This is a genomic window from Pseudomonas sp. NFACC39-1 (assembly GCF_900110355.1).
Taxonomy (GTDB): Bacteria; Pseudomonadota; Gammaproteobacteria; order Pseudomonadales; family Pseudomonadaceae; genus Aquipseudomonas; species Aquipseudomonas tehranensis.
In genome coordinates this window covers 239,258-262,638 of record NZ_FODL01000007.1, presented here as the reverse complement: position 1 = coordinate 262,638, position 23,381 = coordinate 239,258, and the positions used below count along the sequence as shown (strand labels likewise).

At 60.0% G+C, this 23,381-nt stretch carries 20 protein-coding genes; 12 read left to right on the top strand and 8 right to left on the bottom strand.

What is annotated here, in order from left to right; genetic code table 11:
• Positions 1 to 134 precede the first annotated feature (134 nt).
• Together choX and betC are read right to left on the bottom strand one after the other, a co-directional pair.
• Positions 135 to 1,052 carry a choline ABC transporter substrate-binding protein gene (gene choX, locus BMY45_RS17510; RefSeq protein ID WP_092399721.1) on the bottom strand — a complete coding sequence of 306 codons (918 nt, stop codon included), beginning with the start codon at positions 1,050 to 1,052 and terminating at the stop codon, positions 135 to 137.
• Between the two features lie 15 nt (positions 1,053 to 1,067).
• Positions 1,068 to 2,582: a choline-sulfatase gene (gene betC, locus BMY45_RS17505; RefSeq protein WP_092399719.1), complete on the bottom strand. Its 1,515-nt coding sequence runs from the start codon at positions 2,580 to 2,582 to the stop codon at positions 1,068 to 1,070.
• A 114-nt stretch (positions 2,583 to 2,696) separates the two neighbouring features.
• On the opposite strand from betC, the gene BMY45_RS17500 reads away from it, so the two are divergent.
• Positions 2,697 to 3,647 carry a choline sulfate utilization transcriptional regulator gene (locus BMY45_RS17500; protein WP_092399717.1) on the top strand — a complete coding sequence of 317 codons (951 nt, stop codon included), beginning with the start codon at positions 2,697 to 2,699 and terminating at the stop codon, positions 3,645 to 3,647.
• Positions 3,648 to 3,671: 24 nt separating this feature from the next.
• On the opposite strand, the gene BMY45_RS17495 is transcribed toward BMY45_RS17500, so the two are convergent.
• Entirely contained in the window at positions 3,672 to 4,331 is a 660-nt protein-coding gene (locus tag BMY45_RS17495; protein WP_092399715.1) for an NAD(P)-dependent oxidoreductase, read from the bottom strand.
• Between the two features lie 471 nt (positions 4,332 to 4,802).
• Here BMY45_RS17495 and BMY45_RS17490 point away from each other — a divergent pair, with 471 nt between their 5' ends.
• The 9 genes from BMY45_RS17490 (at position 4,803) to BMY45_RS17450 (ending at position 15,367) form a co-directional block, all read left to right on the top strand.
• Positions 4,803 to 6,110 carry a CitMHS family transporter gene (locus BMY45_RS17490; RefSeq protein ID WP_092399713.1) on the top strand — a complete coding sequence of 436 codons (1,308 nt, stop codon included), beginning with the start codon at positions 4,803 to 4,805 and terminating at the stop codon, positions 6,108 to 6,110.
• A 75-nt stretch (positions 6,111 to 6,185) separates the two neighbouring features.
• Complete coding sequence (locus BMY45_RS17485) at positions 6,186 to 6,953, top strand: TerC family protein (RefSeq protein ID WP_092399711.1); 768 nt, start codon at positions 6,186 to 6,188, stop codon at positions 6,951 to 6,953.
• Between the two features lie 361 nt (positions 6,954 to 7,314).
• Positions 7,315 to 8,973 (top strand): Na/Pi cotransporter family protein, encoded by a 1,659-nt coding sequence (locus BMY45_RS17480; protein ID WP_092399709.1) that lies wholly within the window; start codon positions 7,315 to 7,317, stop codon positions 8,971 to 8,973.
• Between the two features lie 172 nt (positions 8,974 to 9,145).
• Complete coding sequence (locus tag BMY45_RS17475) at positions 9,146 to 10,528, top strand: M16 family metallopeptidase (RefSeq protein ID WP_092399707.1); 1,383 nt, start codon at positions 9,146 to 9,148, stop codon at positions 10,526 to 10,528.
• Between the two features lie 237 nt (positions 10,529 to 10,765).
• On the top strand, positions 10,766 to 11,794 hold the full coding sequence (locus tag BMY45_RS17470; protein ID WP_092399705.1) for a DUF5924 family protein: 1,029 nt from the start codon (positions 10,766 to 10,768) through the stop codon (positions 11,792 to 11,794).
• A gap of 52 nt (positions 11,795 to 11,846) precedes the next feature.
• A complete protein-coding gene (locus BMY45_RS17465) occupies positions 11,847 to 12,995 on the top strand; it encodes an ABC transporter permease (protein WP_092399703.1) in 1,149 nt (382 codons plus the stop codon).
• Positions 12,989 to 13,795 (top strand): ABC transporter ATP-binding protein, encoded by an 807-nt coding sequence (locus BMY45_RS17460; protein ID WP_177193361.1) that lies wholly within the window; start codon positions 12,989 to 12,991, stop codon positions 13,793 to 13,795. Before BMY45_RS17465 ends, BMY45_RS17460 begins: the two co-directional genes overlap by 7 nt.
• Before the next feature lies 1 nt (position 13,796).
• A complete protein-coding gene (locus BMY45_RS17455; RefSeq protein WP_092399701.1) occupies positions 13,797 to 14,735 on the top strand; it encodes an MlaD family protein in 939 nt (312 codons plus the stop codon).
• On the top strand, positions 14,732 to 15,367 hold the full coding sequence (locus BMY45_RS17450) for an ABC-type transport auxiliary lipoprotein family protein (protein WP_092399699.1): 636 nt from the start codon (positions 14,732 to 14,734) through the stop codon (positions 15,365 to 15,367). Before BMY45_RS17455 ends, BMY45_RS17450 begins: the two co-directional genes overlap by 4 nt.
• Positions 15,368 to 15,410: 43 nt before the next feature.
• Here the strand turns inward: BMY45_RS17450 and BMY45_RS17445 are convergent, their stop codons facing one another.
• The 5 genes from BMY45_RS17445 to BMY45_RS17425 all read right to left on the bottom strand — a co-directional run bounded on the left by BMY45_RS17445 (position 15,411) and on the right by BMY45_RS17425 (position 19,791).
• The gene (locus BMY45_RS17445; RefSeq protein ID WP_092399697.1) at positions 15,411 to 16,640 is read right to left on the bottom strand and encodes a nucleoside recognition domain-containing protein; all 1,230 of its coding nucleotides are present in this window, start codon (positions 16,638 to 16,640) and stop codon (positions 15,411 to 15,413) included.
• A gap of 115 nt (positions 16,641 to 16,755) precedes the next feature.
• Positions 16,756 to 18,087, bottom strand: coding sequence for a glutamate/aspartate:proton symporter GltP (gltP, locus tag BMY45_RS17440; protein WP_092399695.1), 1,332 nt, complete (start codon positions 18,085 to 18,087; stop codon positions 16,756 to 16,758).
• A gap of 707 nt (positions 18,088 to 18,794) precedes the next feature.
• Positions 18,795 to 19,256, bottom strand: coding sequence for an inhibitor of vertebrate lysozyme family protein (locus tag BMY45_RS17435; protein WP_092399693.1), 462 nt, complete (start codon positions 19,254 to 19,256; stop codon positions 18,795 to 18,797).
• 2 nt (positions 19,257 to 19,258) lie between these two features.
• Positions 19,259 to 19,423: a DUF1328 domain-containing protein gene (locus BMY45_RS17430; RefSeq protein ID WP_003177151.1), complete on the bottom strand. Its 165-nt coding sequence runs from the start codon at positions 19,421 to 19,423 to the stop codon at positions 19,259 to 19,261.
• Between the two features lie 80 nt (positions 19,424 to 19,503).
• A complete protein-coding gene (locus tag BMY45_RS17425) occupies positions 19,504 to 19,791 on the bottom strand; it encodes a hypothetical protein (protein WP_092399691.1) in 288 nt (95 codons plus the stop codon).
• A gap of 437 nt (positions 19,792 to 20,228) precedes the next feature.
• Here BMY45_RS17425 and algB point away from each other — a divergent pair, with 437 nt between their 5' ends.
• Positions 20,229 to 21,575, top strand: a complete 1,347-nt coding sequence (algB, locus tag BMY45_RS17420; protein WP_047229793.1) for a sigma-54-dependent response regulator transcription factor AlgB — start codon at positions 20,229 to 20,231, stop codon at positions 21,573 to 21,575.
• A 10-nt stretch (positions 21,576 to 21,585) separates the two neighbouring features.
• Positions 21,586 to 23,376, top strand: coding sequence for an ATP-binding protein (locus BMY45_RS17415; RefSeq protein WP_092399689.1), 1,791 nt, complete (start codon positions 21,586 to 21,588; stop codon positions 23,374 to 23,376).
• Positions 23,377 to 23,381: the final 5 nt, after the last annotated feature.

Here is a 23,381-nt window from a genome sequence, read left to right as displayed (position 1 = left end):
CTGGAGCGCGTAGCGCTCCCAAAACCGATCACGCAGAGCTATCTGATACTGCGCCTTCAGGTTTCGGGGCTGCTTCGCAACCCAGCGGGAGCAAGCTCCCTCGCCACAAAAGCCGGCTCACTGGGACACAGGCTTTACAGCTTGGCCTTCACCGCCGCCAACGCCTCCTTGCCATCCAGGGTCTTCACGCCGTCCAGCCATTTATCCAGCACCGCCGGGTTGGCTTTGATCCAGGCCTTGGCCGCGTCGGCGTTGCTGACTTTGTTGTTCACCACCTCGGCCATGATGCTGTTTTCCATTTCCTGGGTGAAGCTCAGGTTGGTCAACAGCTTGCCGACGTTCGGGCAGGCCTGTGCATAACCCTTGCGCGTCAGGGTATAGACGCTGCCGGTATCACCGAAATACTTCTCGCCGCCCTTGAGGTAGTGCATTTTCAGCTGCACGTTCATAGGGTGTGGCGTCCAGCCAAGGAAGGTGACGAACTTCTGTTTCTTCACGGCCCGGGCAACTTCCGCGAGCATGGCCTGCTCGCTCGACTCCACCAGCTTCCACTCGCCCATGCCGAAATCATTGGTCTTGATGATTTCCTTCAGGGACAGGTTGGCCGGGGCACCTGAACCGATCCCGTAGATCTTCTTGTCGAACTTGTCGGCGAATTTGTTGAGGTCGGCAAAGTTATGCACACCCGCGTCCCACACATAGTCCGGGACCGCCAGGGTGAATTCGGTGCCGTCTAGGTTCTTCGCCAGTTGGGTGACATCGCCATTGGCTACGAACTTGTCGTAGAAACCCTGCTGCGCCGGCATCCAGTTACCCAGAAATACATCAACCTGACCATCCTTGAGGCCGCCGAAGGTGATCGGCACCGCGAGGGTGTCGACCTTGGCCTTGTAGCCCATGCCCTCCAGAAGGAAGCCGGTGATGGCATTGGTCGCAGCGATGTCACTCCAGCCCGGGTCGGCCATTTTCACCGTCTCGCAGCTTTGCTCGGCCCACGCCGAACTGCTAAGCGCCAACAGCCCAGCGGTCAGTACTGTGGATAACTTTTGCATGTGCTTCCCCTTACGTTATTGGTTTTGGCAGGGTTGTGGATAACGGGCCTTGCGTTCCAGATCGTCGAGGTCAATGTGGTTACGCATGTACTGCTGGCTGGCGTCCACCAGCGGCTGGTGATCCCAGCTCTTGAGTTTGCCCAAGGTCAACGCGTGGGCGACAAAACGCCGACGGCGTTGACTGGCGAGGACCTGTTGATGAATGGCCGGGATATCCCATTTGGCTCGCGCCTCCGCGAGAAAGTCGGCGTACAGGGACTGATGCTCAGCCGATTGACTGAGGTCCTCCAGTTCTTTGGGGTCATTGCGCACATCGAACAGCAGACACGGATCGTCTTCGCTGTAGATGAATTTCCATGGACCACGACGGATCATCATCAACGGACTGATGGTGCCTTCGGCCATGTATTCACCAAAAACCTCGTCATGACCGCCCTGCCCGTGCAGATGGGGCACCAGCGAGCGGCCATCCAGTGGCAGTCCGGGCTCCAACGTGCCACCGGCCAACTCCACCAGGGTCGGCAGCAAGTCAGCAGTGGACACCGCCGCCCCGACCCGACCGCTGGCGAACTGGCCCGGTGCGCTGATCAACAGGGGCACACGCGCGGCCATTTCGAACCAGTGCATTTTGTACCAGAGCCCTTTTTCACCGAGCATGTCTCCATGATCGCCGGAGAACACGATGATCGTGTCGTCCATCAATCCGGTGTCTTCCAGGGTTTGCAGTAACTTGCCGACGTTGCTGTCAATGTAGCTGCACGCACCGAAGTACGCGCGGCGGGCATCACGGATCTTATCCACAGGCAGCGGCTTGTCCCACAGGTCATACACTTTCAACAGGCGCTGGGAATGCGGGTCCAGCTCCGATTGCCCCGGGGTTTGCGGCAACGGGATGTCCTTGTCGTCATACATATCCCAAAAGGTCTTGGGAATGGTGTACGGGTCGTGTGGGTGGGTCATGGACACCGTCAGGCAAAACGGCTGGTCGCCATCCTCACGGATGTGATCGAACAGATACTGCTGGGCCTTGAATACCACTTCTTCATCAAAATCCAACTGGTTGGTGCGCACGCACGGCCCGGCTTGCAGCACCGAAGACATATTGTGATACCAGCTTGGCCGCACGTCGGGCTCGTCCCAGTTCACAGCCCAGCCGTAATCGGCCGGGTAAATGTCACTGGTCAGGCGTTCTTCATAGCCATGCAACTGGTCCGGCCCGCAAAAGTGCATCTTGCCGGACAGCGCCGTGCGGTAACCCAGGCGCCGCAGATAGTGGGCATAGGTCGGAACGTCCGCGGGAAAATCCGCCGCGTTATCGTAGGCGCCGATCTTGCTGGGCAACTGGCCGCTCACCAGGGTAAAGCGTGACGGAGCACAGAGCGGGCTGTTGCAATACGCGGCGTCGAACACCACGCCCTGCTCGGCCAGGCGCGACAGGTTCGGCAGCTTGATGGGCGAAGGACCGTAGATCGGCAACATTGGCGCGGCCATTTGATCGGCCATGATGAAAAGAATGTTCTTGCGCTTCATGTATTCGCGGCATTCCATAGTAAACAGTTATGCGACATTGCTGCGTTTGAGCATGTAACTCCCGTCTTTATGGGTAAAGCCCATGTAAGGCAATGACTAGGATAAGCACAGCTTATGTATGAAGCCTTGGGCAACCTGTCCCTGGACCTGTTCCGCGCCTTTGAAGCCGCAGCCCGCCACCGCAGTTTCACGGCGGCGGCGATCGAGCTGGGCACCACGCAACCGGCCATCAGCCAACAGATCAAGCGCCTGGAAGAACAACTGGGTACGCGGTTGTTCGATCGCATCTACCGCGGCATCGAACTGACCGAGGCCGGGACAATCCTGTTCGAGCAGGTGCAGGCGGGTTTGCAGAATATCGACGCAGGATTGAGCGCAATCACCGCCCAAGACCAGCATGAGGTGCTGCAAGTCGCCACGGACTTCGCCTTTGCCGCCTATTGGCTGATGCCCCGCTTGCACCGGTTTCACGCGGCCAACCCGCAGGTGGACGTCAGCCTGGTGACCAGCGAACGCAACCACAACATGCTGCGCACGGATATCGACGTTGCCGTGCTGTTTGGCGACGGTCGCTTCAAACAAGGCGAAAGTCGCTGGCTTTTCAGCGAAGAAGTCTTTCCGGTGTGTAGCCCGCTGTTGCTCAAAGAACGCGCCCTGCCCTTGTCGGCTCAAGCCTTGTCGGAATTCCCGCTGCTGCATTTGCGCGGGGAAAACAGTAGCCACTGGTTCGACTGGAGTGGCGTTTTCCGTGAACTGGGCATTAGCTCGCCACCGGCGCCCGGACAATTGCGCTTCGACAACTACACCTTACTGATCCAGGCGGCGATTGGCGGTCAGGGCGTTGCCATCGGCTGGCGATACCTTGTGGATAACTTATTGGCCCAAGGCCTGCTGTGCCGTCCGGTCGCTGAAACGGTCCTGTCACGATCAGGGTATTACGTGGTCTTGCCCCAGCGTAAACGGCGCGGGGTGTTGATCAGGCAGTTTGTGGACTGGTTGATGGAGGAGCAGGCCAACAGCGCCGAATCGCTAACGGGTTTGGCATTACCTTCCATTGCGGTTTGAACAGATCGCAGCCCTCGGCAGCGCCTACAGGGCGGCGACAAAACTGACATGCTGGCCCACATGCAGATTCAAGCGCAGCTCATCGGCAATGCCAACGGCAACACGACCAAGCCGCTCCAGTGATTCGGCCATGCCGGGTTCCAGGCTCGTGCTGACCTGGCTGAAGTGCTCGATGCTCAAGCCGGGCGTTGCGTAGGGTGAGTTAATCAGGGTCCATTGCAACGTGCTGTTGTTCAGGGCGTCGAGGACCTCTTCGGCGGCATGGCGCTGCAATACGTCGTCCGCCTGCTCCTCGTCGAGGACGGCGAAATCCCCCACCAGAAACAGCCGGGGAACGCTCGCCGCCTCCATCCCGGCGATCAACGCATCCACGGCCAACACCTGCTCCACGGGACCAGGAATAAGAGTGCGCTCCACGTGCTCGCTGTTCATCGGCAACCCCGGGGCGTTCAACAGACACACCACGGCATTGGCGCCGGCCACGCTTTGCTTGACCCGCTGGGGATCGTAGAGGTCACCGGTCTTGGTCCGCAGGCCGGGGCGCGGCGCCAAGGCCGTAAGGTCGTCGAGAACAGCGATGACTTCGTGCTGGCGCCGTAGCATTTCAGCCATCAACGCCCCGCCGAGGCTACTCATGGCGCCATAGAGCACCACTTTGGTGACCGGGGTTTCGGCATTTTTCATGGCTGTTTTTCCTTTTTTGTCCTGCGTGTAAAGGCTCTGACCCGCGGGAGACGGCCTCGGTTCGGCCAGTTTTCGAGGCGCGGCACATGCATCGGATCAAGGGCTACCGCGACCATGCGATCTGGATGGGCGCGGCGCGCCGTTGGATCCTTCGGTGTTTTGACTTATCGGTGGAGCACAGATTGTCTGTGGGAGCAAAGCCTTGCTCCCATACAAAAACACCATTGCCTGCAACGAAAGGTAGTTGAAAGCTTGCGCGATTAGGATCGCCCCACTACCGGCAACAGACCGGTCGGCCAGAAGCGAGTTTCGAATGCTCGTTAGGCCCTTTTAACAACAACAATGGTGATTCTGATGTCCGCTGCTACCCGTCCCGTCGCGTCAACTCCCTCCGTCCGTCCCGTGCTCTGCATCCTGCGCTGACCTGTCCGGTTCGCCTTTGCCCGTCGCGCCACGCCTGGAGTATTTCCTATGCTGACTTTCCTTGGCTTTGCCATGGTCATCACGTTCATGTTCCTGATCATGACCAAGCGCCTGTCCGCGCTGATTGCCCTGATCATCATCCCGATCCTGTTCGCCCTGTTCGGTGGTTTTGCTCCCAAGATCGGTCCGATGATGCTCGAAGGCATCACCAAGCTTGCCCCGACCGGGGTGATGCTGATGTTCGCGATTCTTTATTTTGCCCTGATGATCGACTCCGGCCTGTTCGACCCGGCGGTGCGCAAGATCCTCAAGCTGGTCAAGGGCGACCCGTTGAAAGTTTCGGTCGGCACCGCCGTTCTGGCGCTCGTCGTTTCCCTTGATGGTGACGGCGCGACCACTTATATGATCTGCGTGGCCGCCATGCTGCCGCTCTACAGCCGCATCGGCATGAGCCCACGGATCATGGCCGGCTTGATCATTCTTGCCGGTGGCGTGATGAACATGACGCCCTGGGGCGGCCCGACTGCCCGTGCGGCCAGTGCGCTGCATGTCGATCCGTCCGACATTTTCGTGCCTATGATTCCTGCGATGCTGGCCGGCGTTGCGGCGATCCTGGCGATTTCCTACATGTACGGTCAACGCGAGCGCGCCCGTCTGGGTGAATTGCACTTGGTCGGTGATGACATCGACCACAGCGAAATCAGCGTTTCCCAATTTCCGGACGCCCGTCGTCCGAAGCTGATCTGGTTCAACGGTGCGTTGACCCTGGCGCTGATGTGCACCCTGATCGCTGGCCTGTTGCCGCTGCCGGTGCTGTTCATGGTGGCGTTCAGTATCGCGATGATCGTCAACTACCCTTGCCTGCAGCAGCAGAAAGACCGTGTTGCAGCGCATGCCGGTAGCGTACTGGCGGTGGTCGGCTTGATTTTCGCGGCGGGTATCTTCACCGGTATCCTGTCCGGCACCGGCATGGTCGACGCCATGTCCAAGAGCCTGCTGGCGGTGATCCCTGACTTCCTCGGCCCTTACCTGGCGGTGATCACCGCGTTGGTGAGCATGCCGTTCACCTTCTTCATGTCGAACGATGCATTTTATTATGGGGTGTTACCGGTCATGGCCGAAGCGGCCAGTCATTACGGCATCACGGCCGTTGAAATGGCCCGCGCTTCGATCGTTGGTCAGCCCGTCCACTTGCTCAGCCCGCTGGTTCCGTCGACTTACCTGCTGGTGGCCCTGGCCGGGATCGAGTTTGGTGACCATCAACGTTTCACCTTGAAGTGGGCAGTATTGGTTTGCCTGTGCATAATGTTTGCCGCCTTGCTGATGGGGATTTTTCCGCTGTTCAGCACTCTATAAAAGCAATGCCCGCTGCGTCGGCCCTTTCGATCATCGAAGGTGCGGCGCGGCCCAACACTCGCTAAAGGAACTCACATGGAATGGCTGACCAACCCGGAAATCTGGGTTGCCTTCTTTACCCTGACCGCCCTGGAAATTGTCCTGGGCATCGATAACATCATCATGATCTCGATCCTGGTCAGCCGCATGCCCAAGCATATGCAGGCACGCACCCGGATCTTCGGTCTGGCCCTGGCCATGATCACGCGGATCCTGTTGCTGCTGTCCATTACCTGGGTCATGCGCCTGACCGCCGACCTGTTCGAAGTGTTCGGCCAGGGCATTTCCGGGCGGGACCTGATCCTGTTCTTCGGTGGCCTGTTCCTGCTGTGGAAAAGCTCCCAGGAGATGTACCACGCGCTGGAAGGCGAAGACGAAACCGGCGAGACGCCTACGGGCAAGGGCGGCAACTTCATCTACACCATCGTCCAGATCGCGATCATCGACATCGTGTTCTCCCTGGACTCGGTCATCACCGCCGTGGGCATGGTCTCCCATGTACCCGTGATGGTCGCGGCAATCGTCGTGGCGGTGCTGGTGATGATGCTGGCAGCGGGCACCATCAGTGAGTTCATCGACAAGCACCCATCGCTGAAGATGCTGGCGTTGTCGTTCCTGCTGGTGGTGGGCACCGTGCTGATCGCCGAATCGTTCGACGTGCACGTACCAAAAGGCTACGTCTACTTCGCCATGGCCTTCTCCCTCGCGGTCGAAGCGTTCAACATCAAGATGCGCACCGCCATGGCGCGCAAGCGCAAACAGCAGGATCCGGTGAAACTGCGCAAGGATATGCCGGGTCAGTAATGACGTTGGGCATTTGAACGAAGGGGCTCATTGGAGCCCCTTTTTTCATGCCGGTATGAAAGTGGCCTGGTGCATGACCTGTGGGAGCGGGCTTGCTCGCGAAGAGGCCAGAGCAGTCAATCCTGTGTCGCCTGACAGAATGCATTCGCGAGCAAGCCCGCTCCCACAGGTCCGCGTTTGCCTGATCGATATAGGAGGCTCCAAGATCATCAGGGGGTTTTTTATGACAGTTTTGTTTCAATCGATTCTTTAGCTATGCAATGCTGGCGCTCGAACCGTTGGCCAACTACAGCTTAAGTACAACGAAAAAAAATGTGGCACCGTCAATTGGTCCCTTTGGGACGCTAACAGGGGGCTTCTCATGCTGACCCTGCTGAACTTGCTCTCCGCCGTGGCCCTGCTGATCTGGGGCACGCACATCGTCCGTACCGGCATTCTGCGGGTCTATGGCACCAACCTGCGCCATGTCATTGGCCAGAACATGTCCAGGCGCTGGCTGGCGTTCGTCGCAGGCATCATGGTCACCGCCATGGTCCAGAGCAGCAATGCCACGGCCATGCTCGTCACTTCGTTCGTCGGCCAAGGCCTGATGGCACTGACCCCTGCCCTGGCGACCATGCTCGGCGCCGATGTCGGCACGGCCCTGATGGCGCGGGTACTGACTCTGGACCTGTCGTGGTTATCGCCGCTGCTGATTTTCCTCGGGGTGATCTTTTTCCTGTCGCGCAAACAGACCCGCCTGGGGCAAATGGGCCGGGTCGGCATTGGCTTGGGCTTGATCATCCTGGCGCTGCAATTGATTGTCGAAGCCGCCGCGCCCATCACCCAGGCCCAGGGTGTGAAAGTTATCTTTGCCTCGCTGACCGGCGACATCCTGCTCGATGCGCTGGTGGGTGCGCTGTTCGCGATGATCTCCTATTCCAGCCTCGCCGCCGTGCTGCTGACCGCGACACTGGCCGGCGCCGCGGTGATCAGTCTGCCGGTGGCCATCGGCCTGGTGATCGGCGCCAACATCGGCAGCGGCGTGCTGGCCTTTCTAAGCACCAGCATGCAGAACGCCGCCGGCCGCCAGGTGGCGCTGGGCAGCCTGCTGTACAAGCTGATCGGCCTGTTGTTGATCATTCCCGTGCTCGATCCGCTGGTGGGCTGGCTGGACGGCCTGGATTTCAGCCACCAGGAAACGGTGATCGGATTTCACCTGCTCTACAACACCGTGCGCTGCCTGGTGCTGCTGCCCAGCGTCGGGCCGATGGCCAGGCTGTGTGCGTGGCTGCTGCCGGAGCGTCCTGACACCAACGGCACGGCCAAGCCTCGCCACCTGGACCTCACCGCGCTCGCCACGCCGAGCCTGGCCCTGGCGAACGCCGCCCGGGAAACCCTGCGCATCGGCGACCTGATCGAAACCATGCTCGAAGCCATGCTCGACGTACTGCGCGGTGGGCAGACCGCAGTCACCCAACAAGTACGGAGCATGAGCGATGACGTCGAGGCCCTGTGCAGCGCCATCAAGCTGTATATGGCCCAAATGCCCCGTGAGGACCTCAGCGAACAGGACAGCCGCCGATGGGCGGAAATCATTGAGCTGGCGATCAACCTGAAGCTGGCCAGCGACCTCATCGAGCGCATGTTGCGCAAGGTCCAGCAACAGAAAACCGCGCAACGTCGGTCCTTTTCCGAGGTTGGCCTGGAAGAGTTGGCGACGCTGCACAGCCAGTTGATCGCCAATCTGCGGCTGGGATTGTCGGTGTTCCTCAGTGCCGACCCGGAGAGCGCCCGTCAGCTGTTGCGTGAGAAACGTCGCTTTCGAGCGCAGGAAAGACGACTGGCCCATGCCCACGTCAGCCGTCTACAGCGAAAAATCGTACAAAGCATCGAGACTAGTTCCCTGCACCTTGAACTGATCGCCGACATGAAACGCCTCAACTCGCTGTTCTGCGGCAGCGCCTACGTGGTGCTGGGGACTTCCGAGACCGGTGCGCTCGCGGCTGATGAAATTTCCGACGTCACCCATTCACCTTGAACGACTGGCGCATTGCTCAGTCAGTAAGATTGGCCTGGGCTTAAACCATTCGCACGCAAGCCGGCCCCACGTCGCCATGGAAATCCATTGGGTTCGAGGTGGGGCGCGAAGTTGCCTGCGATGACGGCCTGCCCGGCACATGGACCTCCAATCAGCCGCCAGGAAGCTCGCTATGCGTTGTCTGTTGCTCGCCGTTCTTTTGCTCGGTTCACTGCCGGTGGTCGCGCTGGATCGATTCCAGGTCGAGGGGTATGTGCTGCCCAACGGTATGCAACTGCTGCTCAAGCCGGGCAGCGAGCGCGGGCATGTGGCGATCCGGCTGGTGGTGGGCGTGGGGCTGGACGACTTCAGCTGCGCCGACAAGGAACTGCCCCACCTGCTTGAGCATTTGCTGTTCAGCGGTGTCGATGCCGGCGGCGAAGGCGGGCTGGAAGAGCGCATGCAGGCGCTGGGCGGCGAGTGGAATGCCTTCACGAGCAACGCCGACACGACGTTCGTCATCGAGGCGCCGGCGCGCAATCAACGCAAGGTCCTGGACCTGTTGATGGCACTGCTGACCCGCACCCGCATCGACGACAACGCCCTGCAGGCGGCCAAACGTGTGGTGGAACGCGAGGATGGCGGCCACTACACCCATCTGCAGCGCTGGCTCGATCATCAGGACCTGGGCCACAAGGCAGGCAATCAACTGGCAGTGGAATTGGGTTTGCGCTGTGCCGAACGCGCCGAGGTCGGGCACCTCACCCTTGCCAGGATCGAACAGGCACGCAAGGCGTGGTATGCACCGAACAACATGACGCTGATCGTGGTCGGTGACCTGGACCGGCTGCTACCGGCCTATCTGGAACGGACCTTCGGCGAACTGGAGCCGGTCGAGCCCAGCGCTCACGCAGCGTTACCGCAGATCCGCTACAGCGCGGTCACCAAGCGCAACCTGACTCGCGGCCTGGTGGGCAATAGCGCCAAGCTTCATTGGCTGTTTCCGGAGCCGGTGCTCGAACAACAGCACGACGAAACCTTCGACCTGCTCAAGGACTGTCTGGACTGGGCGCTCTATCGCCAGCTGCGCCTGGCCCGCAGCCTGTCCTACGGGCCGTGGGTGGAGCGCGAGGTGTTTGGCGGCGTTGGCTTCTTCAGCCTGAACGCGGACCTGGCCCGCGATGACCTGCCCCAGGCCGAGCAGGCGCTGGAGCAAATGCGCACCGCGTTGCTCAAGGATGGCCTGGACCCGGAGAGTTTCGTGCGCATCAAACGCGCCGCCATCGCCCATCAGTCCTGGGCGGTTCAAGGCAACAGCGCCCTGGCCGATTACTATTGGGGTGCCCTTGGCGATTACGACGACGGCCGCTTCACCAATCCAGCCGTGCGCCTTCAGGCGGTGAGCCTGGAGCAGGCCAACCAGGCTCTGCGCGAACTGCTCAAGGACCCGGGATACCTGCGTATCGAGAAACCATTGCTCGGCGACGATGAGCTGGTTTGGGGGGTGAGCGGTCTGCTGGGGTTGTTGCTGCTCGGCTTGGTGACATGGCAAATACGCCGACGACGTAGGAGCTGAGTGGGAGCTGAGTAGGAGCTGACGAGTGCAACGAGGCTGCGATCTTTCCCCTGGCAATTGAATCGCAAGCGAAAGATCAAAGATCAAAGATCAAAGATCAAAAGATCAAAAGATCAAAGATCAAAAGATCGAGCCTTCGGCAGCTCCTACAGGCCTCACCACACGAGCGCTCGTCACATCGATGTCCTGGCGATACTCTGTCAGGGATATTTCCTACGACTCACTGTGAACTGCCGAATGCCGAACCTGACTCATTACATCCAGCGCCTTCTCGAATTGATGAAGCGCTATCCAGGGGTCATCGCACTCGGTGGTTTCATCTCTGGAGTCGGCAGTTTCATGCTGGTGGACCGCCAGCAGGGTCTTGCGACCTGGATCACCATCATCATGCTGGTGAGCTGGCTCTGGCTGATGCTGGAGAACAGCCTGACCCGGCTTTTTACCCGCATCTTCAAACGGGAAATCCCGCAGCCGCTGTTGCGTTACGCCACGCAGATGATTCACCAGGAAAGCCTGTTTTTCGTCCTGCCGTTCTTTTTCATCACCACCACCTGGAACAGCAGCCAAGTGATTTTCACCGGTCTGCTGGCGGCCTCGGCACTGATCTCGATCATTGATCCGCTGTATTACAAATGGCTGGCGCCCCGGCGCTGGGCGTTCCTGGCGCTGCACACCCTAACGTTGTTTGCCGCCCTGCTCACCGCGTTGCCCATCATCCTGCACCTGACCACCGACCAGAGCTTCAAGCTGGCGCTGGGCATTGCCATGCTGTTGTCGTTCCCCAGCCTGGCTTCGATCTTTCCGATCCGCACCGTGCGCAACGCCCTGGCGATTCTGTGCATTACGGTGGGGATCGGCGCCGCCGGGTGGGTGCTGCGCTCCTGGGTGCCGCCGGCAACCTTGTGGATGACCGAGGTGGCGATCAGCACCCAGCTGGAGGACCGCACGCCGGGCGTCAGCCTGAAGGAAGTCAGCGCTGACCAGATCCGCGGCAACGGTCTGTATGCCTACACCGCTATCAACGCGCCCCGGGGCCTTGATGAGCGGATTTATCACGTCTGGCAATTCAACGGCAAAGAAGTGGACCGCATCGCCCTGGACATTCATGGTGGGCGCAAGGAAGGCTATCGCGCCTGGACCCACAAGCAGAACTTCCCGGAAAACCCCACGGGTAAATGGCAGGTGCGGGTGCTGACGGAAAATGGCCAGGTGATTGGTGTCTTGCGCTTCAAGGTCAGCGGTGCAATCGAGCCTGGGGCAAAATAATGCCGGTCGTGCTATTAGCTAGTATTTTTCGAGCCGAACGAGCATGGCGCTTATGACCCCTGACACGCTTGTTGGCAGTGCCCGACTGGATCGCTCTCACTCCCCGGCGCAGCTATGGATCAGCGGGGACTGGACACTGGCTCACTACACGCAGCTCAAGCGTTTGAGCGACTCGCTGCGCGGCCAGTACGACGACAACACCCTGATCGACCTCAATGGCTTGGGTGCCCTCGACACCGCCGGCGCCTCGTTGCTGGTGGAACTGCTGGGCGCCGAGCGGCTGGGCAAGACCGCCGAGCACCGCGACTGCACTTTGTCATCCGCCGATCGGGCACTGTTGCAGACGGTCTATTGCTCGCTGACCGACTTCTGCGTGCCGGTCAAAGAGCCGACGGTGAGTGTCGTGACCCAGTTGTTGACACGCATCGGTCGAGCCGTGGACAAGGTCTGGCAAGATACCCTGCAATTGCTCGGCTTTGTCGGCTTGATCCTTGAAACGCTGGCCCGGGGCCTGTTTCGCCCGAAACGCTGGCGCATTACCCCGATGGTGGTTCATATCGAACAGACGGGGCTGGACGCGGCCCCTATCGTCGCCCTGCTGACTTTTCTGGTGGGCGCGGTGGTGGCGTTTCTCGGGGCGACGGTGCTGGCCGATTTCGGCGCCAGTATTTTCACCGTGGACCTGGTGGCGTTCTCGTTTCTGCGCGAATTCGGGGTGTTGTTGACTGCGATTCTCATGGCAGGTCGCACCGCCAGCGCCTTCACCGCCCAGATCGGCTCAATGAAGGCCAACGAAGAGATCGACGCGATTCGTACCCTGGGCCTCGATCCCATCGAGTTGCTGGTGGTGCCGCGAGTGCTGGCCCTGTTGGTGGCGCTGCCGATGCTGACCTTTGTGGCCATGCTCTCGGGCATTGTCGGCGGCGGTGTGGTGTGTGCCCTGTCGCTGGATATTTCTCCGGCGATGTTCCTGACGCTGTTGCAGTCGGACATCGGCGTCCAGCATTTCGTGGTGGGAATGGTCAAGGCGCCGATCTTTGCCTTCCTGATTGCTGCGGTGGGATGCCTGGAAGGCTTCAAAGTCAGCGGCAGCGCCGAGTCTGTCGGGGCTCACACCACCTCGAGCGTGGTGCAGTCGATTTTTGTGGTGATCGTGCTCGACGCGGTGGCCGCGCTGTTTTTCATGGAGATGCAATGGTGAGTCGACCTTCCAGGCCGCCCACCGAGGCGGTGATACAGGTACGTGGCTTGTGCAATCGCTTTGGCCGGCAGAGCGTGCATGAAAACCTCGACCTGGACGTCTACAAGGGCGAGATCCTCGCCGTGGTCGGCGGTTCCGGTAGTGGCAAATCGGTGCTATTGCGCAGCATTGTCGGCTTGAACCGGCCCAGTGAAGGCACCGTGCGAGTGTTCGGCCAGGACCTGCCGAGCCTGCCCCAGGCCCAGCGTTCGCGAGTGGAACGTCGCTTTGGGGTGCTGTTTCAAAAAGGCGCGCTGTTTTCTTCGCTGACCGTGACAGAGAATGTCGCCCTGCCCCTGATCGAACACGCCGGGCTCAGCCGCGCCGATGCCGAGCATCTGGCGGCGGTAAAACTGGCATTGGCCGGGCTGCCGCTATCGGCAGCGGACAAATACCCCGCCTCGCTGTCCGGCGGCATGATCAAGCGTGCAGCCTTGGCCCGGGCGCTGGCCCTGGACCCGGACATTCTGTTTCTCGACGAACCCACCGCCGGCCTCGACCCCATCGGCGCGGCAGCGTTCGACCAATTGATCCTGACGCTTCGCGACGCCTTGGGCTTGAGCGTATTTTTGGTCACCCATGACCTGGACACGCTCTACACCATCACCGACCGGGTGGCGGTGCTGGCCCAGAAAAAAGTGCTGGTGGCCGACGTCATCGACAAAGTGTCGGAAACCGACGATGCGTGGATTCATGAATACTTCCACGGCCCTCGCGGCCGCGCGGCCTTGACGGCCGCGACACAATTGAACGAGGTCTGACATGGAAACCCGAGCCCATCATGTATTGATCGGCCTGTTCACCGTGATCGTGGTGGTCGGGGCCCTGCTGTTTGGGTTGTGGCTGGCCAAGTCCAGCGTGGACAGCGAGTTCAAGGATTACGAAGTGGTGTTCAACGAAGCGGTCAGCGGCTTGTCCAGAGGCAGCGCGGTGGAGTACAGCGGCATCAAGGTCGGGGACGTGGTCAATCTGCGCCTGGACCCCAACGACCCGCGCCGGGTACTGGCGCGGGTCCGGTTGAGTGCTGAAACACCGGTCAAGCAGGACACCCAGGCCAAACTGGCACTGACCGGCATCACCGGCACCTCGATTATCCAGCTCAGTGGCGGCACCCCCAACAGCCCGCCACTGACCGGGCCCGAGGGCGAGCCGCCAGTGATTATCGCAGCGCCCTCGCCCATCGCCCGCCTGCTGAACAACAGCGATGACCTGATGACCAGTATCAACCTGCTGCTGCATAACGCCAACGAGGTGTTTTCCTCGGACAATGTCCAGCGGCTGGGCAAGACCCTTGAACACTTGGAGCAAACCACCGGGGTCATCGCCGATCAACGCGGCGATATTCGCCAGGCCATGCAGCAACTGGCAGCTGTCGGCAAACAGGCCAGCGCCACACTGGAGCAGACGACGGCATTGATGCGCAGCGCCAACGGCCTGCTCAACGATCAGGGCAAGGGGGTCATGAGCAGCGCAGACCAGGCCATGCAATCGCTGGCCCGCAGCACCGCGACCCTCGATAAACTGCTCAACGACAATCGCGACGCGCTCAATAACGGCATGCAGGGGCTCAATGCCCTGTCGCCGGCCGTGCGGGAACTGCGCGACACCCTGAGCGCACTGCGGGGTATTTCCCGGCGCCTGGATGCCAACCCCAGCGGCTATTTGCTGGGCAGTGACAAGAACAAGGAATTCACGCCATGAAGCCGTTTGACCGGTTCGTCCGCCCTATCCTCTTGCTGGCAGGATGTGTCCTGGTTGGCGGTTGCTCGATTCTGCCCCAGGCCGAGCCTTCGGACATCTATCGCTTACCCGCCACTCAGGCCCCGATAACCCCGGGCACCCCTGTGAAATGGTCATTGCGCCTGGCCAGCCCGCAGGCCAGCGAAGTGCTCAACAGCCCTAAAATAGCGGTCATTCCCCACGGCAATCTGTTGAGCAGCTACGCCGCCTCCCGCTGGAGCGACCCGGCACCGGTGTTGCTGCGCAATCGCTTGCTCGATGGTTTCGCCCAGGATGGACGTGTCGGGCTATTGAGTGTCGCCGACAGCAACCTGCAAACGGATCTGGAGTTGGGTGGCCAATTGCAGGCCTTCCAGACCGAATATCAAGGTGCAGAGGCCAGCGTGGTGATTCGCCTGGACGCATTGCTGGTGCGGGGGTTTGACCAACGCATCCTTGCCAGTCGTCGTTTTGAAGTCCGCCAACCGTTGAGCGACGTGCAAGTGCCAGCCGTGGTGCAAGGTTTCGGCCAGGCCAGCGATCGACTGACGGCCGAGGTTGTGAACTGGACGGTGGAACAAGGCCAGCGCCTGGCGCTGCCGGCACACCCCTAAAGGCCCGGCATGGCCATCCGAGCCTGTGGCAAGGGGATTGGGCTCAACCAAAGAACCAGTAGCAAACGCCTATCGCCGCCACGACTCCGCTGAACTCGGCCAGCAGCGCGCAGCCCACCGCATGCCGCGCCCGCTGGATACCGACAGCGCCGAAGTACACCGCCAGCACATAGAAGGTGGTCTCGGTGCTGCCCTGAATGGTCGCGGCCACCAGCGCGGGGAAGCTGTCCACGCCGGACGTCTGCATGGTTTCGATCAACATCGCTCGGGCGGCGCTGCCGGAGAATGGCTTGACCATGGCAGTCGGCAAGGCGTCGACGAAACGGGTATCCCAGCCGGCCCACTGCACCAGGTGCCGGATCCCGTCCAGACCGAAGTCCAGCGCGCCCGAGGCCCGCAGCACGCCAACGGCGCATAACATGGCCACCAAGTACGGCAGCAACGTCTTGGCGACATCAAAGCCCTCCTTGGCGCCCTCAACGAAGGCTTCATAAACCTTGACCTTGCGCAGCGCGCCCACCACCAGAAACAGCATGATCAAGCCGAACAGCGTCAGGTTGCCGAGGACCGAAGACAGCCCGGCCAGCGCCGTAGCTGAGAGCGTCGCCAGCAGCGCCATGAAACCACCCAGTACCAACGCACCCGGAACCAGATAAGCCAGCACTACCGGGTCCCACAGGCGCAGGCGCTGCATGAAGGCCACCGACAGCAGCCCCACCAGGGTGGAGGCGCTGGTGGCGAGCAGGATCGGCAGGAATACCAGGGTCGGGTCCGGCGCCCCTTGCTGGGCGCGATACATGAAAATAGTCACCGGCAACAACGTCAGCGATGAGGCGTTGAGCACCAGGAACAGGATTTGTGCATTGCTGGCGATGGTCGGGCTGGGGTTCAAGTCCTGCAGGGCCCGCATGGCCTTCAGGCCGATCGGGGTCGCCGCGTTATCCAGCCCCAGGCCGTTGGCCGCGAAGTTGAGGGTAATCAGGCCAATCGCCGGATGGCCCGCCGGCACCTCCGGCATCAGCCGCAAAAACAAAGGCCCGAGCGCCTTGGCCAGCCAGTCGACAATACCGGCCTTTTCGGCGATGCGCAGAAACCCCAGCCACAGGGTCAAGGTGCCGAACAGCAGGACCATCACCTCCACCGACAGCTTGGCCATGGCGAAAATGCTTTCCACCATGGCGGCGAAGATCCCGGCATTACCGCCGATCAGCCACTGCGCCAGCGCCGACACGGCTGCCACGATAAAGAAGCCAAGCCACAGGCCATTGAGCATCGGTTAAGTCCCCCGGAAGATGCCGCGAATGATAGCGGGGCTGGCAGAAACGACAAACCCCGGATTTCTCCGGGGTTTGTTTGTTGCTTCAGGGGATCACAAAGATCCTTGTGTGTCAGCGGCTGGAAACTTCTCCCATCGGCAACGGCTCTTTGCTGCGCCAGTGGGGCAGGGAATTCCAGTAGCGCTGGCCCTTGGCATCGTCGTACATGCCTTCCCAGCGGGAAATGACCAGCACGGCCAGGGCATTGCCGATCACGTTCAGCGCGGTGCGGGCCATGTCCATGATGCGGTCGACACCGGCAATGAATGCCAGACCTTCCAGCGGAATACCGACACTGCCGAGGGTCGCCAACAGCACCACGAACGAAACACCCGGTACGCCGGCGATACCTTTGGAAGTCACCATCAAGGTCAGCACCAACAGCAATTGCTGGCTGATGGACAGATCAATGCCGTACAACTGAGCGATGAAAATCGCCGCGATGCTCTGGTAAAGAGTCGAACCGTCGAGGTTGAACGAATAACCGGTCGGCACCACGAAACTGCAAATCGCCTTCGGCGCGCCGTAGGCTTCCATCTTCTCGATCACCCGTGGCAACACGGTTTCGGAGCTGGCGGTGGAGTAGGCCAGCACCAGCTCATCCTTGAAGATGCGCATCAGTTTGATCACGGAGAAGCCGAACAGACGTGCAATCAGACCCAGCACCATAAAGGCGAAGAAGGCGATAGCGACGTAAACCAGGATCACCAGCTTCGCCAATGGCAAGAGCGAAGCGAAGCCGAAGTTGGCAACCGTCACCGCGATCAGGGCGAACACGCCGATCGGGGCGTATTGCATGATCATGTGGGTGACTTTGAACATGCTTTCCGACACGCCCTGGAACATCTTCACCAGGGGGTCACGCAGGTCCGATTGCAGGCTGGACAGACCCAGGCCGAACAATACGGAGAAGAAAATGATCGGTAGCATCTCGCCGCGAGCAACCGCCGCGAAGATGTTCGACGGGATCAGATTGAGGATGGTCTGGATGAGCGCATGTTCATGCTGCACCTCGGCGGCCGTGGCCTGGTACTTGGAAATATCCACCGTACCCAAAGTGCTCATGTCGATGCCGCTGCCCGGCTGGAAGAAATTGGCCAACAGCAAGCCGACGACAATGGCGATAGTGGTGACGATTTCGAAGTAGAGGATGGTCTTGAGGCCGATACGTCCGAGTTTCTTGGCGTCACCGACCCCGGCAATACCGACGATCAGCGAGGAAATCACAATCGGGATGACGATCATCTTGATCAGACGAATAAAGATATCGCCTGCCGGTTGCAGCACGTTGCTGATCCACCAGGCCTTCTCGGCACTGAAATGGTTGAGCAACGCGCCAATTGCAATCCCGAGCACCAGACCGATGAGGATCTGCCAGGCGAGGCTTAGTCTTGCCTTCTTCATATCTTTACCCTTACTTCAGTTGGACTCGGGCAACTGCCACAAACTGAACCACCCGATGGCGATACGAATGCGTGCCGCTGCCCCCAGATAAGGTCACCCCGAGTACGCACCACAGGCGCACTGGCAGGCGAAAAAAGGCGCAACTATTGCGATGCGAAGGTGGGGCGTCTAATGCCGTAAACGCCTACCCTATGCCGAATCGGCATGAAGCTTATGAAGTGAAACGTGGGTTTCCCTCAGTTCGAATACGCCATTTCGGCAGGCAAAAGCGCCGTGAACCGGCCATTTCAGCGCCACGGGCTTTTTTTCCCGTGTCGCCAAAAGCGCTCAAAGGCTGGAAGAAGGAAGCACTCTCGAAGGGGCGGACCGGGCGGATAAATCTCCGATGTACGGTCAGGCGCAGAGGAGTGGAGCGGCTTTGAAAAAACGCGAGCGATACGGGGAGGGTGACGCAGACACCAAGCTAGGCAACCGCTCTGGCATGAACTTTACAAGGCACGAAGCTCCAGGCAAGTTCGCCAGTCCTCATGACTGTGCGAACCTGCGTGGACGCTTTTTTCCTGACCCGGCCCTTGCGCAGGCACCCCTTGTGCCCGTAGGTCACTGCGCCCTTAGACGGGCAGAGCGTCCCGGCCCCCTGGTCATGCATCGGCCCTCTTCGGACTGTGCAGAGGAGAAAAGCACCGTGCTTTTCTCGCTTTTCAGAATCAGTACCAGTTTGGATCTTTCTTGAGTTGCTCCATTAACAGTTCTTGCATACCTTCATCGGGATTGCCGAGGAAACGGTAATCGGCATGGCGGGTTGGCGACTTGTCGGCCGGAAGTCCGGCAGGGACTTCAACCAGCAATGCATAAGCCTCGTCCTTGTCGAAACTGAAAGCGACGAACAAGCGCTTGCTGCGGCACGTCGCCTCGGTTTCGCACAACGGACCGACCAGGTATTTGTCGCCATCTTCCTCGACAGCATTCATCTGCTGCGAATCGCCTGACAGGTTCATCACCCATTCCGGTAGACGTTCTTCCTTTTTGACCACTTGCTGCCAAGTCTCGAGATATTGCGGGTCGGCCTTGAGCACCTGATTGACCCGCATCTGTCCGTCATTGGCAGCCATGGCCATGGTACCGCCGCCCAGCAGCAGGGCGGCGACCAGTCCTTTCAATGCGTTCATGGTCAGCCTCGACCGCGGCGGCCAAAGAAGAACGAAGCGATGAACATCACCAGGAACACGACAAAGAGAATCTTGGCGATGCCCGTGGCGGTGCCTGCGATACCACCGAAGCCCAGTACCGCGGCGATGATGGCAATGATCAGGAATGTAATTGCCCAGCTCAACATGGTGATTCTCCTTACGCTTTTCTATTTAGTGAGGGTCTTGCGGTGATGGTTCCGGTGCAGTGGACGACCGGTCCATCGAGTTAAAACACCCAGCGCTCCTGGCGAGGCATGTCGTTGGCAGGTTGAACCTGATCGACTTCCATCATTCGCATCGAGGCGGAAACATCCGAGAGGCTGCCAACAGCGCTGAAATGGGTTTGCGGGGCGCGCTGAATCGACAGCAGAGGCGCCTCAGGCTGTTGGCTCTGGTGCCAAAGCATCAACTGCTGGCCTGCTGCAAGTGTGATCAGCAGGGCCACTACAGCCCACAAACCCTGCTGAACATGCAAGGCAGAGATTCGAAACTGAGCAGCACGTTGACGATTCATCCTGAAATTCCTCCCACCCCGAGTGGTGATCTGGTTGAGGCGCCTTAACGCCACGTTGACCTGATCATTGCAGTCGGCATGCCAGAACGTTTATCGATATAAATATCTTTAAAATCAATTAGTTATAAACGTACCGAACAACAACCGAAGCGCATCCTGCACGATGGCCGCGTCAAGCGTCGTGCGTAATGCACGAACGGTGGGGACAGGCGCGATAGAATCTTTTTGAATTGCCCGTCGGAATTAGATGTCGGAAGGAGCAAGCCGTACCGTACGAGGCGGGTGCAGGAGCAAAAAAAGGATCCAAATCAATCTTTTAGGAGTGAGATACCCACATGTACGCTGACGGTGGGTAAGATCCCCTCAGAAACGACCATGCAACTTGCCCGATTTTTCTGACACTAACCAACATCATTCATTAAAGGAGCGTAGGAAAAATGGAATCCGCCACTGAGCATCAAGGCCGCATTCTGCTGGTAGACGACGAGTCCGCCATCCTGCGTACATTCCGTTATTGCCTGGAAGACGAAGGCTACAGCGTCGCCACCGCCAACAGCGCCGCCCAGGCCGACACCTTGCTGCAGCGGCAGGTGTTTGACCTGTGCTTTCTGGACTTGCGCCTGGGAGAAGACAACGGTCTTGATGTCCTGGCGCAAATGCGTATCCAGGCACCCTGGATGCGGGTGGTGATTGTCACCGCCCACTCGGCGGTCGACACAGCGGTCGATGCGATCCAGGCCGGCGCCGCCGATTATCTAGTCAAGCCGTGCAGCCCCGATCAACTGCGCCTGGCGACTGCCAAACAGTTGGAAGTACGCCAGTTGTCAGCGCGACTGGAAGCCCTGGAAGGGGAAGTGCGCAAACCCAATGACGGTCTCGATTCCCACAGCCCGGCGATGAAAGTCGTGCTCGAAACCGCTCGTCAGGTCGCCAGCACTGACGCCAACATTCTGATCCTTGGCGAGTCCGGCACCGGTAAGGGCGAACTGGCCCGCGCCATCCATGGCTGGAGCAAACGCGCGAAGAAGTCCTGCGTCACGATCAACTGCCCATCGTTGACCGCTGAATTGATGGAAAGCGAACTGTTCGGCCACAGTCGAGGTGCATTTACCGGCGCCAGTGAAAGCACGCTGGGACGGGTCAACCAGGCCGATGGCGGTACGCTTTTTCTCGACGAAATCGGCGATTTTCCCCTGACATTGCAGCCCAAGTTGCTGCGTTTCATTCAGGACAAAGAATACGAGCGGGTCGGCGACCCGGTGACCCGGCGTGCCGATGTGCGGATTCTCGCAGCGACTAACCTGAACCTTGAAGACATGGTGCGCGACGGGCGCTTTCGCGAAGACCTGCTGTACCGCCTAAATGTCATCACCCTGCATCTGCCACCGTTGCGCGAACGGGCCGAAGACATTCTGACGTTGGCTGATCGCTTCCTGGCCCGCTTCGTCAAGGAGTACGCCCGCCCGGCACGTGGCTTCAGCGACGAGGCTCGCGAAGCGCTACTAGGCTATCGCTGGCCTGGCAATATCAGGGAGCTGCGCAACGTGGTCGAGCGCGCCAGCATCATCTGCGCGCAGGAAAAAGTCGAAATCAGCCACTTGGGCATGGCTGAACAACCGGTCAACAATGCCCCGCGAATCGGCGCTGCGCTCAGCCTCGACGAACTGGAAAAAGCGCATATTGGCGCGGTGCTGGCCACGGCCGACACCCTTGATCAGGCCGCCAAGACCCTGGGTATCGACGCTTCCACGCTGTATCGCAAACGCAAGCAATACAACCTGTGAGCGTCATCTTATGAAACTGGCGATGAAGCTGCGCACACGGCTGTTTCTGAGTATCTCGGCGCTGATTACCGTGGCATTGCTGGGGCTGATGCTTGGCTTGGTCAGCGTGGTACAGATGTCCAATACCCAGGAACAATCGGTGCGCGACAACTTCATCCTGCTCGACTTGGGTCTCAAACTGCGGCAGAACCTCGGCGATCAGTTGATGATCATGCTGGATGACAAGCCCGATCTGGCAGCTCTGGAGGAATCCAAACGGCAATATTTCCAGTTGCTCGACGAGGGCATCGCCCACGAACAGGTACTGGACGATTCGCCAGACAGTTTCCGCCAGGCCAAGGCCGACTACATCGGTTTTCTCGAGGCTTTTACAGCTTCCCGCCAGCTACCGACCCAACTCACCGGTATCCAGAATCTCACCGAAAAATTCAACGTATTGCGCACGGGCTTGATTGACGGGTATCGGCGGGCCTTGAACAACATCAGCGATACCCAGAACAAAGCTCGCGAGCGCGCCTTTCTGATTTCCGGACTGTTGGGGCTGGTAGGGCTGGCGGTGCTGATCATCGGCTTCATCACTGCCCACGGCATTGCCCGGCGTTTCGGTGCGCCGATTGAGGCGTTGGCGGCGGCGGCGGATGATATCGGCCAGGGCAATTTCGAGGTGACGCTGCCGATCTCCTCGGCCGCCGAGTTGAACTTACTGACCCGTCGTTTCGGCATCATGGCCCAGGCGCTGCGCGAGCATCAGGCCACCAACGTGGATGAGCTGCTCGCCGGCCAGCAACGCTTGCAAGCGGTACTCGACAGCATCGACGACGGCTTGCTGATGATCGACCGCCAAGGCCGCCTGGAGCACCTCAACCCGGTGGCCCAGCGTCAATTGGGTTGGGACGAGGAGCGCTTGGGCCAGGGATTGGGCGAGGCGCTGGAACGCCCGGAGCTGGATGAGGAGCTGCAACTGGTTCTGCGCGGTGGAACGCTGGAGCGGGCGCCGGAGGATTTGAGCATCGAAGTGGATGGCGAGTCGCGCTTGCTGACCTATAGCCTCACCCCCGTGAGCCATACCCAGGGTCACATCCTCGGGGCGGTGATGGTGTTGCACGACGTCACCGAACAACGCGCTTTCGAAAGAGTGCGCAGTGAGTTCGTGTTGCGCGCGTCCCACGAGCTGCGTACGCCAGTGACTGGCATGCACATGGCGTTCGGCCTGTTGCAGGAGCGCGTGCATTTTCCTGAAGAATCGCGCGAAGCTGATCTGCTCAACACCGTCAACGAAGAAATGCAGCGCCTGATGCAGCTCATCAATGACCTGCTGAACTTCTCCCGCTACCAGAACGGCCTGCAAAAGCTGACGCTGGCACCTTGCTCCATCGAAGAACTGCTGGAGGCGGCCCGGCTGCGGTTTGCCGCACAAGCCCAGGCCAAGGGCATCCAATTGCTCGTGGCCATCCAGGGCCCCTTACCGCGCCTGCATGCCGACGCTGCGCAACTGGACCGGGTGCTGGATAACCTGATCGACAATGCCATGCGTCACACCGGCGACCACGGTCAGATCCGCCTGCAGGCCCGTCGCCACGGCGAGCGGGTGATTATCAGCGTCGAGGACAATGGTGAGGGCATTCCCTACGGCCAGCAGGGACGGATCTTCGAACCTTTCGTCCAGGTCGGTCGCAAGAAAGGCGGCGCAGGGCTGGGGCTGGCGCTGTGCAAGGAAATCGTCCAGCTCCACGGTGGGCGCATGGGCGTTTATTCACGACCGGGGCAGGGCACACAGTTCTATATGGCGCTGGCGGTCTGAGTCGG

Bases quoted from the DNA above. Each gene is read 5' to 3' on its own strand.
- betC (WP_092399719.1), bottom strand. From the start codon at position 2,582: ATGAAGCGCAAGAACATTCTTTTCATCATGGCCGATCAAATGGCCGCG.
- BMY45_RS17455 (WP_092399701.1), top strand. From the start codon at position 13,797: ATGGAAACCCGAGCCCATCATGTATTGATCGGCCTGTTCACCGTGATC.
- BMY45_RS17425 (WP_092399691.1), bottom strand. From the start codon at position 19,791: ATGAATCGTCAACGTGCTGCTCAGTTTCGAATCTCTGCCTTGCATGTT.
- BMY45_RS17485 (WP_092399711.1), top strand. From the start codon at position 6,186: ATGGAATGGCTGACCAACCCGGAAATCTGGGTTGCCTTCTTTACCCTG.
- BMY45_RS17490 (WP_092399713.1), top strand. From the start codon at position 4,803: ATGCTGACTTTCCTTGGCTTTGCCATGGTCATCACGTTCATGTTCCTG.
- BMY45_RS17495 (WP_092399715.1), bottom strand. From the start codon at position 4,331: ATGAAAAATGCCGAAACCCCGGTCACCAAAGTGGTGCTCTATGGCGCC.
- choX (WP_092399721.1), bottom strand. From the start codon at position 1,052: ATGCAAAAGTTATCCACAGTACTGACCGCTGGGCTGTTGGCGCTTAGC.
- BMY45_RS17450 (WP_092399699.1), top strand. From the start codon at position 14,732: ATGAAGCCGTTTGACCGGTTCGTCCGCCCTATCCTCTTGCTGGCAGGA.
- gltP (WP_092399695.1), bottom strand. From the start codon at position 18,087: ATGAAGAAGGCAAGACTAAGCCTCGCCTGGCAGATCCTCATCGGTCTG.
- BMY45_RS17475 (WP_092399707.1), top strand. From the start codon at position 9,146: ATGCGTTGTCTGTTGCTCGCCGTTCTTTTGCTCGGTTCACTGCCGGTG.
- BMY45_RS17500 (WP_092399717.1), top strand. From the start codon at position 2,697: ATGTATGAAGCCTTGGGCAACCTGTCCCTGGACCTGTTCCGCGCCTTT.
- BMY45_RS17480 (WP_092399709.1), top strand. From the start codon at position 7,315: ATGCTGACCCTGCTGAACTTGCTCTCCGCCGTGGCCCTGCTGATCTGG.
- BMY45_RS17415 (WP_092399689.1), top strand. From the start codon at position 21,586: ATGAAACTGGCGATGAAGCTGCGCACACGGCTGTTTCTGAGTATCTCG.
- BMY45_RS17435 (WP_092399693.1), bottom strand. From the start codon at position 19,256: ATGAACGCATTGAAAGGACTGGTCGCCGCCCTGCTGCTGGGCGGCGGT.
- BMY45_RS17470 (WP_092399705.1), top strand. From the start codon at position 10,766: ATGCCGAACCTGACTCATTACATCCAGCGCCTTCTCGAATTGATGAAG.
- BMY45_RS17445 (WP_092399697.1), bottom strand. From the start codon at position 16,640: ATGCTCAATGGCCTGTGGCTTGGCTTCTTTATCGTGGCAGCCGTGTCG.
- algB (WP_047229793.1), top strand. From the start codon at position 20,229: ATGGAATCCGCCACTGAGCATCAAGGCCGCATTCTGCTGGTAGACGAC.
- BMY45_RS17465 (WP_092399703.1), top strand. From the start codon at position 11,847: ATGACCCCTGACACGCTTGTTGGCAGTGCCCGACTGGATCGCTCTCAC.
- BMY45_RS17460 (WP_177193361.1), top strand. From the start codon at position 12,989: ATGGTGAGTCGACCTTCCAGGCCGCCCACCGAGGCGGTGATACAGGTA.
- BMY45_RS17430 (WP_003177151.1), bottom strand. From the start codon at position 19,423: ATGTTGAGCTGGGCAATTACATTCCTGATCATTGCCATCATCGCCGCG.